We start from the raw sequence: 13440 nt of genomic DNA on the forward strand, positions 1-13440 counted from the left end.
GCCCGCCCGGAAGCGGCCCGGTCAGCGGAAGAAGGCGCGCAGGGCGGCGGCGCACTCGTCGGCCAGCACTCCGCCGTACACCTGTGGTCGGTGGTTGAGCCGGCGGTCGCGTACCACGTCCCAGAGGGAGCCGACCGCGCCGGTCTTCGGTTCCCACGCGCCGAAGACGAGGGTGGACACCCGGGCCAGCACCAGCGCACCCGCGCACATCGTGCACGGCTCCAGGGTGACGACAAGTGTGCAGCCGTCCAGCCGCCAGGAACCGAGCACCGCCGCGGCCCGGCGCAGGGCCAGGATCTCGGCGTGCGCGGTCGGGTCGCCGGTGAGTTCCCGTTCGTTGCGCCCGGTCGCCAACTCCGTCCCGTCCGGCCCGTAGAGCACGGCCCCCACCGGCACGTCGTCCGGGCTACGTCGGCCGTCGGCTGGATCAGCACCAGTCGGACCAGCGCCAGCCGGACCAGCGCCGGCCGGCTGGTGGCCTGGCGGCGGGGCCGCAGCGGCGGAGATCGCCAGCGCCCGGCGCATCCACACCAGATGCCGCTCCCGGCGGTTCAGGCCGTCGCCCGGCGCGAACGCCTCGTTCTCCGGGCCGGTCACGCGCCGCCTTCCCGTGCGGTCACGCTTCGCGGAGTTCGTCGACCTCGTCGCCGCAGCCGATCAACCGGCACACCTCGGCCGTCATGTCGGCGGGCAGCATGCCCTCGTGGGAGGTGAGCGCGAGCAGCCGGCGGGCCGGCACGCCCAGGTCGGTGAGGAGGTCGGCGTCGCCGACCGGGTCGGCGTCCGGGTCGGCCGCCGGCTCCTCCTCCTCGTCGGCCGGCGCGGCGGCGGCGATCTCGTCGATCTCGACGGCCGGCGCCTTGATGTCGCCGACCAGCAGCGCACCCAGCCGGGACTCCTCGGCGAAGGCCGAATCGGAGCCGAAGACGCGCAGATCCTCCCCCTCGTCCAGCCGGATGATCACCAGGTAGGCGTCATCGGACTCGACGAACAGCAGTGACACCTCGGCCTCGGAGTCGACGTCCCGAAGCCGGTCGGCGACCTCGTCGAGGTCGGCCACGCCGCCCAGATCCAGCTCGGACGCGGTCCAGCCCTTCGCGTCGCGTACCACGGCCGCAGCAAAGTACGACACGGTCTCCCCCAACTAACCAGCGACCACCGGGCCGAGCTGGACGCCAGCCGGCCCGTCGGCACGCATGCCTGTCGACATGACGGTAACGGTTCAGATCGGCGGGGACCGCACAACTCCCCGATGCGGCCGCCTGAGTTTGAGCAGAGGGTGAGGTCCGATGCCGCCTGACAGAGCGGCTGGCTGGGGCACCGGAGAGCCCCGGCCGGTCCGTCCGGTGCGCGGTGTCGCGCCCGGTTCAGTTCGCCAGACGGCGACGGTTGTCGATCAGTTCGCGGAGGCGATCGACCCGTACGCGTCGTGGATGTTCCCGCTCGCGCACCGATTTCGCTCCGGCCAGCTCCGCCAGAAGCTGCAACCGGCGGCGGCTACGCTCGGGGTCGAGCCGCTGCTCTGTCCAGGCCATAACGCGAGAGTGCCGAGTCGCACGGCGTTCGTCAAGACCGGTCACGCAGAGCTGATCGACAGGCACGCAGCGCAGTGGCGATCACTGAAAGTGATCACCACATCGGCCAGTCGCCGGCCTCCGCCCACTGCACCGCGAGAGCCGCCGCCGCGATGCTCCAGCCCACCGCGGTGACCATCGCCACCCCCGCGGCCACCCCCCGGTCGCCCCACCTGACCAGCGCCACCGCCACCAGCCACGCGACCGACCCGGCCAGCAACGTCCACCACAGGTAGCCGCGCAGGTCGGCGCCGAGCAGGCCGAAGGCCAGCAGCCAGACCCCACCGGCGGCGACCCCGGTCGCCAACGCCCCCGACCGGACCGGGTGTGGTTCCCGGTAGGTCGGCCGGGACGGCCGCGGCGGCGGTCCCGACGGGAACAACCCGGACGGGGTACGCGCCGCGGGCCAGCCCGGTGGCGGGGCCGGGGAGCGCCACGGACCGGTCGGGGAGCCCGGCGGACCAGCCGGCCAGCTCGGCTGCGCCATCACCCTCAACCCCTTCGTACCTCGTCCTGGCCGCAGCGTACCCGCCCAGCCCGGCCGGACCCGGCCGGCGCCGAGCGCCCCGTTCTGTCAGGATGGCCGGGTGTCCAGGGGAGGAACGGGAACGCGGTTGGCGTACCCGATGGTTGTGCTGTTGACCGTGGCGCTCGGCGCCGGCGGCTGCGCGACCAGCCGCACCCCGAACGGCCCGACCGTCGAGCAACCGCCGACGCCGCCGGCCGCGGCCGCCCCGACCGGCACCCCCACGGGTACGCCGACCGCGGCCCCGACACCGAGCGGGCGTCCCACCGCCCCGCCGTCGTCGGCGAAACCCAAGCCGCGGTACGTCTTCCCGGTGCGCGCCGGCAACGTCTCGTATCACCCCACCCACTCGGCGTACCCGGGCACCGACATCTTCGCCAACTGCGGCGCCCCGGTGGTGGCCGTCACCGACGGCAAGGTCCTGGAGGTCAGCCGGGTCGACCGGTACCGGAAGTCCGGTCCACAGGGGCCGGACAACGGCGGCCGGTCGGTCGCCATCCTGGGCGCCGACGGGGTCCGGTACTACGGCTCGCACCTGACCGAGGTCGCCGCCGGGCTGGCCGCCGGGGTCCGGGTCCGGGCCGGCCAGCAGGTCGGCACGGTGGGCAGGACCGGAAACGCCAACAACGTCTGCCACCTGCACTTCGGCATCTCGCCGCCGTGCGAGCAGACCGGGGACTGGTGGATCCGGCGGGGCGTCGTCTGGCCGGCCGAGTTCCTGGACGCGTGGCGGCGCAACGTCAACCGGTCACCCGCCGGCGAGGTACGCGACTGGCACCGCAAGCGGGGCTGCCCACCGGCACCCTGACCAGCGCCCGCCCGCCGGGGCGATCGGTGCCGCCCGCCGGGCTGACACCGGGTCGACGGTTCCGGACGCCGGGCGCGGTGGGGAGCTGCGCGATTCCGGCCGTCCGGTGTGCGAGAGTCACCGGCGTGGACATCGCGGTGATCGGGCTCGGGCTGATCGGCGGTTCGGCGCTGCGCGCGCTCGCCGCCGCCGGGCACCGGGTGCTCGGTCACGACGCCGATCCGGCCACCCGGGCCACCGCTCGCACCGCCGCCGCCCAGGCGCCCGCGCCGGCCCGCTGGCAGGTCGCGGGCACGATCCGGGACGCCGTCGCCAACGCCGACCTGGTGGTGATCGCGGTCCCGCTGCCGGCCGTCGGAACCGTGCTCGACGAGCTGGCGGCGACCGGCTACCAGGGCCTGGTCACCGACGTGACCTCGGTCAAGGGGCCGGTACGGGACCTGGTGGAGACCCGGCTGCGGCACCGGCACGGCGCGCTGGCCGGCTTCGTCGGCGGGCACCCGATGGCCGGCCGGGAGACCTCCGGCTTCGCGGCGTCCGATCCGACGCTCTTCACCGGTTGCGCCTGGGTGCTCTGCCTGGAGCCGGGCACCCCGTTGGCCGACTGGCTGGAGCTGGCGGCGCTGGTCACCGGCCTCGGCGCCCGGGTGGTGCCGACCACCGCCGACGAGCACGACCGGGCGGTGGCCCGGATCAGCCACCTGCCGCACCTGCTGGCCGCCGCGCTGGCCGCCAGCACCGCCGACGACCCGCTGGCCGGGACGCTGGCCGCCGGGTCGTTCCGGGACGGCACCCGGGTGGCGGCCACCCGACCGGACCTGATCGCCGCGATGTGCGGCGGCAACGCGGCGGCCGTCCGGCCGGCGTTGGACGCGGTGCTGGCGGCGCTGACCGGGGCGCGGGAGGCGTTGGACGCCGCAGAGCCGATCGCCGCGCTGCGCGACTGGCTGACTCCGGGCACCGCCGCCCGGGCGGCCTGGCCGCCCCGGCCCGGCCCGGCGATCGAATTGCCGGCCGGCCCGGACGCGCTGCTGACGCTCGGCCGGGCCGGCGGCTGGCTGACCGGCGTCGCCGCCGACCGCCGCACGGTCACCGCCGTCCGACCGGCGCCGGGATAACGACGGTCAGAGCCGCTCGCCCCGGTCCAGCCGGATCACGCGGCGGTCGGTGACGATCGCGGTGATCAGGTCGTGCGGGGTCACGTCGAAGGCGGGGTTGGCCGCCCGGGTGCCGGCGGGGCCGACGCTGGCGCCGTCCGGGCGGGTCAGCACCTCGGCCGTACCCCGATCCTCGATCTGGACCTCGGCACCGGTGGCGGTGGCCAGGTCGACCGTCGACTCCGGCGCCACCACCACGAACGGGATGCCGGCCCGCCGGGCACCGAGCGCGTGCGCGTAACTGCCGATCTTGTTGACGGTGTCCCCGTTCGCGCAGATCCGGTCGGCGCCCAGCACCACCGCGTCCACCTCGCCCCGGGCCATCAGAAACGGCCCGGCGCCGTCCACCGCCACCCGGAAGTCCACCCCGGCCCGGTCCAGCTCCCAGGCCGTCAACCGGGCGCCCTGCAGCAGCGGGCGGGTCTCGCTGGCCACCACCGAGTCGAGCACCCCGCGCCGGTGCAGTTCGAGCACCGCGCCGAGGGCCGTGCCGCCGACCACCGTGGCCAGCCCGCCGGTGTTGCAGTGGGTGAGCAGCCGGGGCCGGTCGCCGCAGAGCTCCAGCAGCAGGTCGGCCCCGAGGCGGGCCATCGCCTCCGACGCGGCGATCTCCTCGTCGCGGACCGCGAGCGCCTCGGCGAGCACCGCGTCCGGGCCGTCGGGCAGTCGGCCCGCGGCCCGGTGCACCCCGAGGGCCAGGTTCACCGCCGTCGGGCGGGCGGTCGCCAGCCGCCGGACGGCCGCCGCCAGCGCCTCCGGGTCGGAGCCGTGCCGGCGGGCCGCCAGCGCCACCCCGAGCGCGCCGGCCACGCCGAGCGCGGGAGCACCGCGTACGGCGAGCCGCCCGATCGCGTCGGCCAGCTCCTCGACGGTCTCCAACCGGAGCGTGCTGAGTCGGTCCGGCAGCGCCGTCTGGTCGATGAGCTCGACGGCGCCGTCCACCCAGTCGATGGTCCGCATGCGACAACAGGTTACGGCGGTCATAGGGTGTCCCCATGACCGCCCGGGACGCGATCGCCGACCTGCGCCGGATCGCCTTCCTGTTGGAGCGGGCGAACGAGGCGACCTTCCGGGTGAAGGCGTTCCGGTCGGCCGCGACCGCGCTCGGCGCGCTGCCGGCCGCCGAGCTGACCGAGCGGGCCGCGGCCGGCACCCTGACCGAGCTGGCCGGGGTGGGTGACGTCACCGCCCGCTGCGTGACCGAGTCGCTGGCCGGTGAGGAACCGGTCTACCTGCGGCGGCTGGCCGCCACCGAGGGCACCGACCTGGACACCGAGGCGGCGGCGCTGCGGGCCGCCCTGCGGGGTGACTGCCACACCCACTCCGACTGGTCCGACGGCGGCTCGCCGATCGAGGAGATGGCGCTGGCCGCGGTCGAGCTGGGCCACGAGTACCTGGCGCTCACCGACCACTCCCCCCGACTGACGGTGGCCCGGGGCCTGACGGCGGCCCGGCTGCGCCGGCAGCTCGACCACGTCGAGGCGCTCAACGCCGCCCTGCCGCCCGGCTTCCGGGTGCTCACCGGGATCGAGGTGGACATCCTCGCCGACGGGTCGCTGGACCAGGACGAGGAGCTGCTGGCCCGGCTCGACGTGGTGGTCGGCTCGGTGCACAGCGGGCTGAAGGACGACAAGGCCCGGATGACCCGGCGGATGCTGGCCGCGATCGCCAACCCGCACCTGGACATCCTCGGGCACTGCACCGGGCGGATGGTCACCAGCCGACCGGCCGGGGTGACCGGGCCGGGCGACAAGGGCCACCGGCGGCGGACCCGGCCGCCGAGCGACTTCGACGCGGACGCGGTCTTCGCCGCCTGCGCCGAGCACGACAAGGCGGTGGAGATCAACTCCCGGCCGGAGCGGCAGGACCCGCCGAAGCGGCTGCTGCGGCTGGCGGTGGAGGCGGGCTGCCGGTTCGCCATCAACACCGACGCGCACGCCCCGGGTCAGCTCGACTGGCAGCGGTTCGGCTGTGAGCGGGCGGCGCTGTGCGGGGTACCGGCCGACCGGGTGGTGAACACCTGGCCAGCCGACCAGCTACTGGCCTGGACCGGCGCCCACGCCGGCTAGCCGGGCCGGTGCGGCGGGGACCGGCCGGCGGCGGGACAGCGTCCCCTGCGAGATCGCCACCCCGAGCAGGACGATAAGCGCGCCGACCGGCTGGTACCAGGTCAGGTGCTCGTCGAGCGCCAGCACACCGATCACCACCGCGAAGATCGGCACCAGGTAGGTGACCATGGAGGCGGTGCTCGCCCCGGCCAACCGGATGTTGCGCATGTGGATGACGAACGCGAGGCCGCTGCCGAGCACCCCCAACGCGAGGAGGCTGCCGACCGCCGCCAGCGACAGGTCGGTCGGGGCCGGCGGGGCACCGGCCAGCAGCGGGGCCAGCACCAGGAGTTGGAGGGTGGCGACCACCAACTGGGCCGCCACCAGCGACACCCCGGACTCGCGCCGACCGGCGACGAACCGCTTCTGGTACGGGATCACCACCCCGTAGCAGGCCGCCGCGCCGAAGCACATCAACTGGCCGGTGAACTCGGCCCCGCCGAGCCCGTGCCACGCCCCGAGCACCACCAGCACGCCGACGAAGCCCAGCCCCATGCCGACCGCCCGACGGGCGGTCATCCGCTCGGTGCGGAAGACCAGCACCGCCAGCGGCAGCACGACGAGCGGCGTGGTGGCGTTCCAGATGCCGGCGAGCAGCGACGGAATCCGCTGCTCGCCGTAGCCGAAGAGGGTGAACGGGACGACCACCCCCACGGCGGCGATCACCGCGGTGTGCGCCCACAGCTTCGGGTCGCGGGGCAGCCGGTCGCGTAACACCGCGAGCACCACCAGCACGGTCAGTGCCCCGGAGGCGACCCGGCCGAGGGTGACGTAGATCGGGTGCAGCTCGTCGACGGCCACCTTGATGAAGAGGAAACTGGAACCCCAGATCGCCGCGAGGGCGAGGAAGCCGGGGAACCAGTCGCGCACGGCGACCCCGGGACTGTCAGGTGCGGTAGCGGCTGTCACCCCTGACACTCTTCTCCTGGGGTACGACGTTTGTCGCGCGGATTTCGGCCGGCGTGTTCGGGGCCACACCGGCCTCGGCCGGGGACATCCCAGACAGGTGATACCACCGGCCCGAAGCGGATTTCGGGCCAGCGTGCCGGCCCGCCACTCCCGTATCGTCAGCCCGTGGGACGAATCGACGACCTCGCCAACCAGTACGTCGCCGACTGGGCGGCACTCAGCCCGACCGGCGCCACCTACGTCGGCATCAGCGGCTACGACGACCAGCTCGGCGATCTGTCGCCGGACGGCTTCGCCGCCCGCGCCGAACTGGACCGGCGGCTGCTCGCCGATCTCGACCACGTCGAACCCGACACCGAGGCCGAACGCACCGCCAAGGAGGCGATGCAGGAACGGATCGGGCTGGAACAGGTCCGGTACGCCGCCGGCGAGGTGACCAGCGAGCTCAACGTGATCTCCAGCGAGCTGCACAGCATCCGCCAGGTCTTCGACCTGATGCCCAGCGAGGGCGAACCGGCGGTGCGCAACATCGCCGCCCGGCTCGGCCAGTTCGCCGGCGCCGTCGAGGCGTACAAGACGACCCTGCGGCAGGCCGCCGGCCAGGGCCACGTCAGCCCGCGGGCCCAGATGGTCGAGGTCGCCAAGCAGTGCGACGCCTGGACCGACCCGCTCGGCGACAACGTCTTCCACGACCTGGTCGACCGGCTGATCGCCACCGGCGAGGCCGCCGAGGGCGGCACGCTCGCCGCCGAGCTGCGCCGGGGCGCCGCCGCCGCCACCGCCGCCACCGCCGGCTTCGCCCAGTTCCTCCGCACCGAACTGGCCCCCCTCGGCCGGGAGAAGCAGGCCGCCGGCCGGGAGCGCTACGAGCTGGCCTCGCAGTACTTCCTCGGTGCCCGGGTCGACCTCGACGAGACGTACGCCTGGGGGTTCGAGGAGCTGGCCCGGCTGGAGGGTGAGATGCGGGCGGTGGCCGGCCGGATCGTCGGTGCCGGCGCGACCATCGACGAGGCGGTGGCGGCGCTGGACGGCGACCCGGCCCGCAAGATCCAGGGCAAGGAGGCGTTCCGGGACTGGATGCAGGCGCTCGCCGACAAGGCGATCACCGAACTGCACGGCACCCACTTCGACATCCCCGAACAGGTCCGCCGGATCGAATGCTGCCTCGCCCCGACCAGCGACGGCGGGATCTACTACACCGCACCGAGCGAGGACTTCGCCCGGCCCGGCCGGATGTGGTGGGCGGTGCCGCCGGGCATCACCGAGTTCTCCACCTGGCAGGAGGTGACCACCGTCTACCACGAGGGCGCCCCCGGCCACCACCTGCAGGTCGGCCAGACCCAGGTCCGCGCGGACCTGCTCAACCGGTGGCAGCGGCTGCTCTGCTGGTGCTCCGGCCACGGCGAGGGCTGGGCGCTCTACGCGGAGCGGCTGATGGACGACCTCGGCTACCTGGACGACCCGGGCGACCGGTTCGGGATGCTCGACGGGCAGGCGTTCCGGGCCGCCCGGGTGATCGTCGACATCGGCATGCACCTGGAGCTGGAGATCCCCCAGGACAACCCGTTCGGGTTCCACCCCGGGCAGCGGTGGACCCCGGAGCTGGGCTGGGAGTTCCTGCGGGCGCACTGCCGGGTGCCGGACGAGATCCTGCGCTTCGAGCTGAACCGCTACCTGGGCTGGCCGGGACAGGCGCCGTCGTACAAGGTGGGCGAGCGGATCTGGCTGCAGGCCCGCGACGACGCGAAGGCCCGCAAGGGCGCCGACTTCGACCTGAAGGCGTTCCACCGGGACGCACTGAACCTCGGCTCCCTCGGTCTCGACCCGCTCCGCGCCGCCCTGGGCCGCCTCTGACCCTGGCCCGGCCGGCCGGCGGGCCGGTCGTCGCAGGTCTATGCTCTGCGCCGTGCCGCCGATCGACTACTACAGCACCCAGGGCTGGGGCGCCGAGACGATGCCACTGCGCCACCGGCAGATCGTCGCCGGTCGGCTGCTCGCCACGACCGTGACCGAGCTTGCCGGTGGCCGCGGCGGTGACCCGGTCGAGGTGTTGGACGTCGGGTGCGGCGACGGGAGCTTCCTGGCGCACCTCGCCGGGCTGGTCGGCGACGTGCCGGTGCGCTGGGTCGGCATCGACTACTCGCCCGACCAGTTGGCCGCCGCCTCCCGGCTCCCGTACGAGTTCCACCGGTGCGACCTCGACCAGGGCATCCCGCTGCCGGACGCCTCGCTGGACGTGGTGCACGCGGCCGAGGTCATCGAACACCTCTACGACCCCGACCGGTTGCTGGAGGAGTGCGCCCGGGTGCTGCGCCCCGGCGGCCACCTGCTGGTCACCACGCCGAACCTGCAGGCCTGGTACAACCGGCTGCTCTTCCTCGCCGGCGTGCAACCGATCTTCTACGAGACGTCCAGCCGCTCCACCGAGGTGGGCGCCGGGCCGCTGCGCCGGTTGAAGAAGGGCACCCTCCCGGTCGGACACCTGCGGCTGTTCAACCGGACCGCGCTCGTCGACCTGATGCGCCGCGAGGGCTTCGAGCCGACCATCGTGCGCGGTGCCCGCTTCCACGAGATCCCGGCGGCGCTGACCTGGCTGGAGGCGCTGATCTGCCACCGGTCGTCACTGGCGTCCATCCTGGTCATCCAGGCCGTCCGGCACTGAGCTGTCCTCGCCGGGCCAGCGACCTGCGTTCGACGCGGCGCCGGCTATCCGCGTTCGACGCGGCGGCTCCCGGCCGGCGAAGCTGGCCGGGAGCCGTGGCGCGGTGCGTTGCCGAATCAGTCCCGCGACTGGTCGCGCGTGGGCACGGAGCCGTTCACCCAGTTGGTGGAGGCCGGTGGCACCACGTCGTTGAGTGGACCGTCACCGCCCGAACGGCCGACTCCGGCCCCGACCCCGGCCGGCGTACGTGCCTCGTCCGCCTCGTCGTCCACCTCGCTGTCCGTCGGGGTCCGGGCATCCGCCGCGGCGTCGGCGGAACCGCGTCGCCCGGCGTCCGCGCCGGCCGGCACCGGGTCTGGCTTGCGGTCGGCGGCGAGGTCCTCCCGGGTTTCGGCGATGTCGGCCGGGGCGGCGGGGGTCCCAGCCGTCGAGGCCGGCTGGTCCGGCTGCGGGTCGTCACCGGCCACGCCCGGCTCGGCCGGTGGGGCCGGCGGACGAGGGCCGGACAGCACCAGCCAGCCACCAAGCAGCAGCAGCACGGCGCCCAGCACCCCGAGTCCGATCGGCGCGGTACGCGACACCAGCGTGATCGACGCCGAGTTCTCCTTCGCCCGGTCGGCGCTGGCCTGCACGGTGGCCGCGTCGTACCGGAAGTCCGCGTCCAGCAGCACGGTCGGCGCGCCTCCGCCGTCCGGCCGGAACTCCTTGTACGGCTGGTCCTGCACGTCGACGTAGACGCCGGTCACCGGCTCGACCCAGTAGTTGCGGGTGTTGCGGTAGACGACCTGGCCGCCGGTGGCGCCCGGCGCGAACCGGGCCAGCAGCACCTGCAGGCTGCTGTCGGAGACGACCAGCGGCTGCTCGGGCACCACCTGCTCGAACCGGTAGACCTCGACACCCTCGACGGTCGTGACCTCCTGGAAGGTGGCCGGGAAGGACTTGCGGAGATCACGGTCGAAGACCTGGTAGTCGGTCCGCTGGGTGTCGAACGGGAACTTGTACACCTGACCGTCGTAGTTGGCCGGCTGCTCGGTCCCGTCGTCGAGCCACTCGCCGTCCCAGTCGACGGTCGCCGCCGACCGTCGATCCAGCGCGAACTCGGTGCTGTAGCCGCTCACCACCGCGTCGGAAAGGGTGCGGACCTGGGAGTAGACGCTCCAGACCATCGCCTCTCCCGCGAGGTCGCCGGTCATCTTCTCCCGGGTGAGCTTCGCCTGTGGTAGCACCTCCACGGTGGAGGTGAGCCTGCCGGTTTCGATGTTGGCCTGACCCGAGGCGATCCGGAGGTAGGTCGAGTCCTCCGACACCGCCACCGAGGTCGACCGGTCCAGGTCGTACGGCAGTTGACTGACCGCCGGGGTGACGTACACCGGCAGTGCGATCGCGAAAATGAGCAACAGGACGCCAAGGCCGAACAGCACGGCACCGACGAACCGCTTCACTGGTCCTCCCCACACAACGACGTTGGCTTAGCGCCCGCCCCCGCGATCGAACATGTCCCTGACACGCCTCGAACACGCCATTAACATGGCGGCAGGTTACTCTCCAGTCACCTCGTACGCGACCCCCTGGACGCCTGATGTCTCTCGCAGTTCAAATACCCCCGCTGCCGCGGCTGGCCGCGCTGGACGGGGTGCGGGTGCTGGGCGCCTCCGCGGTGATCGGGCAGCACGTCGGGTTCATCACCGGCGTGATCACCCGGGAGTCCTGGGGCGGCTGGATCGCCATGATGGACTTCGCCGTCGCCCTGTTCTTCGTCCTCTCCGGGTTCCTGCTGTTCCGGCCGTACGCGAAGGCCGCCGCCAGCGCGGCACCGCGGCCCGGGGTACGCCGCTACTACTGGCGGCGGGCGCTGCGGATCCTGCCCGCGTACTGGCTGGTGGTGGCGGTCTGCCTGACCGTGCTGCGGGAGGACGGGCCGGCCCCGCTCGGCGACTGGGTGCGGCACCTGACGCTGACCCAGATCTACGAAATCGGGCAGATCCGGCGGGGCCTGGGGCAGACCTGGAGCCTCGCCACCGAAGTGGCGTTCTACCTGCTGCTGCCGCTGGTCGCGGTCGCGCTGACCGGCCGGGGCTGGCGGCCGGCACGGACCCTCGCGGCCACCGGCATCGGGCTGTTGATCACCATCGGCTGGCTGGTGGCGATGGGCGCCGGGGCGCTCGACACCGGCCTGCACATCATGTGGCTGCCGTCGTACGCGGCCTGGTTCGCCGCCGGGATGGCGCTGGCTACCGCGCACGTGGCGTTGCGCACCGGCACCGCGCCGCGCGCCTGGGGGATTCTCGACCGGCTCGGCTGCGCCCCGCTGGCCTGCTGGAGCATCGCCGTCGGACTGCTCGCGGTGGCGACCACCCCGGTCACCGGGCCGCGCGGCCTGGTGGCGCCGACCGCGGGCGAGTTCGCCGCGCAGCTGGGGCTGTATCTGGCCGTGGCGGTGCTGGTGATGATCCCGCTCATCTTCGGACCCACCACCCGGACCTCGACCCTCGTCGGGTCCGCGCCGGTGCGCTGGTTCGGCACGCTCTCGTACGGGATGTTTCTCTGGCACCCGTTCGTGCTGGACATGATCTACCGGGTCGAGGGGCGGGCGTACTTCACCGGCAATCCGGTCCGGATATACCTGATGACCTGGACCGGCGCGGTGGTGTTCGCGGCCGTCAGCTACTACCTGCTGGAACGGCCGCTGATGCGGTGGGGGACGTCGCCCCGCCGGCCGCGGGCCGGCAGCACGACCGACCGGGCCGGCCGGGCGACCGAGAACCAGAGCGTGGTGGCCGCCGCCAGCGCGGCGAGCTGAGGCGCCGCCGCGGTGTGCCGGTCGGCGTGGTCGAGGGAGAGCCAGCCGGCCAGCACGAAGCAGGCCACCGGCGCCATCCAGGCGACGAACCGGGTGAGTTCGGCCAGCCGGCGCCGGTCGGTCTCGTCCAGGTAGCGGGCGAACATGCCGACCGCCGCCACCGCCAGCACCCCGGCGACCGCCACCGCGACGGCGGTCAGCCCGCCGACCACCAGCAGCGCCACCGCCCCCAACAGGGCCGGCACCGGCCATCGCCGTCGGCGCCCGGCTCGGCCGGTCGAGGCGGCCGGCGCGGTTGCATCCGCCGGGCCGGACCCGGACGCGGGGGCACCTGCCGGCGACCCGGAGCGCCGGTCCGGCAGCAGGGCGAGCAGCAGAACCGCGCCGAGCGCGCCGGCCCCCGCCAGCATCCCGATCTGGTACGGGCGGTCCGGGGTGAACCGGAGCCGCACCTCGCCGACCATGCCGGCGGGTAGCACCCAACCCTGCTGCCAGCCGTCCAGCACCAGTGGGGTGAGGGTTTCGCCGGCCACAGTGGCCTGCCAGCCGGGGTTGTGGTTCTCCCGTACCGCGATCACGCGATCGGCCGGGTGGGCGTCGACCCGCAGTTTCCGGTCGGTGGCCGACCACCGGTCGATCCGCAGTGCGGTCGGGAGCGCCGCCGGTACCGGCCCAGGGTCGAGCGCGAGCCGGGTCGGACTCACCAGATCCGCGCCGGTGACCACCAACCGGTTCTCGCCCGCCGGCAGGGTGACCACCGGCGTGGCGTCAGGGTCCGGCTTCGCGGGCTCGGTCCCGCCGGTCCGACCTGCCCGCTCAGGGTCGCCGGTCTGCTCGGTCGAGCAGGGTTCGGCCCGGACCTCGCGCAGTTCCAGCAGGTCGCGCCGGGTCGCGGT

At 74.0% G+C, this 13440-nt stretch carries 13 protein-coding genes; 6 read left to right on the top strand and 7 right to left on the bottom strand.

Annotation, left to right across the window (positions count from 1 at the left end; translation table 11 throughout):
* Positions 1-21: 21 nt before the first annotated feature.
* The 4 genes from O7627_RS32760 to O7627_RS32775 form a co-directional block, all read right to left on the bottom strand.
* On the bottom strand, positions 22-525 hold the full coding sequence (locus O7627_RS32760) for a nucleoside deaminase (RefSeq protein ID WP_278098528.1): 504 nt from the start codon (positions 523-525) through the stop codon (positions 22-24).
* 91 nt (positions 526-616) lie between these two features.
* The gene (locus O7627_RS32765; protein WP_278097295.1) at positions 617-1132 is read right to left on the bottom strand and encodes a tRNA adenosine deaminase-associated protein; all 516 of its coding nucleotides are present in this window, start codon (positions 1130-1132) and stop codon (positions 617-619) included.
* A 235-nt stretch (positions 1133-1367) separates the two neighbouring features.
* The gene (locus O7627_RS32770; protein WP_278097296.1) at positions 1368-1535 is read right to left on the bottom strand and encodes a hypothetical protein; all 168 of its coding nucleotides are present in this window, start codon (positions 1533-1535) and stop codon (positions 1368-1370) included.
* A 94-nt stretch (positions 1536-1629) separates the two neighbouring features.
* Positions 1630-2061 carry a hypothetical protein gene (locus O7627_RS32775; protein WP_278097297.1) on the bottom strand — a complete coding sequence of 144 codons (432 nt, stop codon included), beginning with the start codon at positions 2059-2061 and terminating at the stop codon, positions 1630-1632.
* A 139-nt stretch (positions 2062-2200) separates the two neighbouring features.
* Here O7627_RS32775 and O7627_RS32780 point away from each other — a divergent pair, with 139 nt between their 5' ends.
* Positions 2201-2908, top strand: coding sequence for a M23 family metallopeptidase (locus tag O7627_RS32780; protein ID WP_278097298.1), 708 nt, complete (start codon positions 2201-2203; stop codon positions 2906-2908).
* A 125-nt stretch (positions 2909-3033) separates the two neighbouring features.
* The gene (locus O7627_RS32785) at positions 3034-4026 is read left to right on the top strand and encodes a prephenate dehydrogenase/arogenate dehydrogenase family protein (RefSeq protein ID WP_278097299.1); all 993 of its coding nucleotides are present in this window, start codon (positions 3034-3036) and stop codon (positions 4024-4026) included.
* A gap of 6 nt (positions 4027-4032) precedes the next feature.
* Here O7627_RS32785 and mtnA read toward each other — a convergent pair whose 3' ends face one another.
* Positions 4033-5025, bottom strand: coding sequence for an S-methyl-5-thioribose-1-phosphate isomerase (gene mtnA / locus O7627_RS32790; RefSeq protein WP_278097300.1), 993 nt, complete (start codon positions 5023-5025; stop codon positions 4033-4035).
* A 35-nt stretch (positions 5026-5060) separates the two neighbouring features.
* On the opposite strand from mtnA, the gene O7627_RS32795 reads away from it, so the two are divergent.
* Positions 5061-6134, top strand: coding sequence for a PHP domain-containing protein (locus tag O7627_RS32795; RefSeq protein ID WP_278097301.1), 1074 nt, complete (start codon positions 5061-5063; stop codon positions 6132-6134).
* Here O7627_RS32795 and O7627_RS32800 read toward each other — a convergent pair.
* Positions 6102-7082 carry a DMT family transporter gene (locus O7627_RS32800; protein WP_278097302.1) on the bottom strand — a complete coding sequence of 327 codons (981 nt, stop codon included), beginning with the start codon at positions 7080-7082 and terminating at the stop codon, positions 6102-6104. The genes O7627_RS32795 and O7627_RS32800 overlap by 33 nt on opposite strands.
* 165 nt (positions 7083-7247) lie before the next feature.
* Here O7627_RS32800 and O7627_RS32805 point away from each other — a divergent pair, with 165 nt between their 5' ends.
* Together O7627_RS32805 and O7627_RS32810 are read left to right on the top strand one after the other, a co-directional pair.
* The gene (locus O7627_RS32805; protein WP_278097303.1) at positions 7248-8936 is read left to right on the top strand and encodes a DUF885 domain-containing protein; all 1689 of its coding nucleotides are present in this window, start codon (positions 7248-7250) and stop codon (positions 8934-8936) included.
* 52 nt (positions 8937-8988) lie between these two features.
* The gene (locus tag O7627_RS32810; protein WP_278097304.1) at positions 8989-9744 is read left to right on the top strand and encodes a class I SAM-dependent methyltransferase; all 756 of its coding nucleotides are present in this window, start codon (positions 8989-8991) and stop codon (positions 9742-9744) included.
* Positions 9745-9860: 116 nt separating this feature from the next.
* On the opposite strand, the gene O7627_RS32815 is transcribed toward O7627_RS32810, so the two are convergent.
* On the bottom strand, positions 9861-11186 hold the full coding sequence (locus tag O7627_RS32815; protein WP_278097305.1) for a porin PorA family protein: 1326 nt from the start codon (positions 11184-11186) through the stop codon (positions 9861-9863).
* Positions 11187-11323: 137 nt separating this feature from the next.
* Between O7627_RS32815 and O7627_RS32820 the strand changes: the two genes are divergently transcribed.
* Positions 11324-12544 (top strand): acyltransferase, encoded by a 1221-nt coding sequence (locus O7627_RS32820; RefSeq protein WP_278097306.1) that lies wholly within the window; start codon positions 11324-11326, stop codon positions 12542-12544.
* Positions 12545-13440: the final 896 nt, after the last annotated feature.

Origin of the sequence: Solwaraspora sp. WMMD1047 (assembly GCF_029626155.1) — a bacterium.
Classification (GTDB): domain Bacteria; phylum Actinomycetota; class Actinomycetes; order Mycobacteriales; family Micromonosporaceae; genus WMMD1047.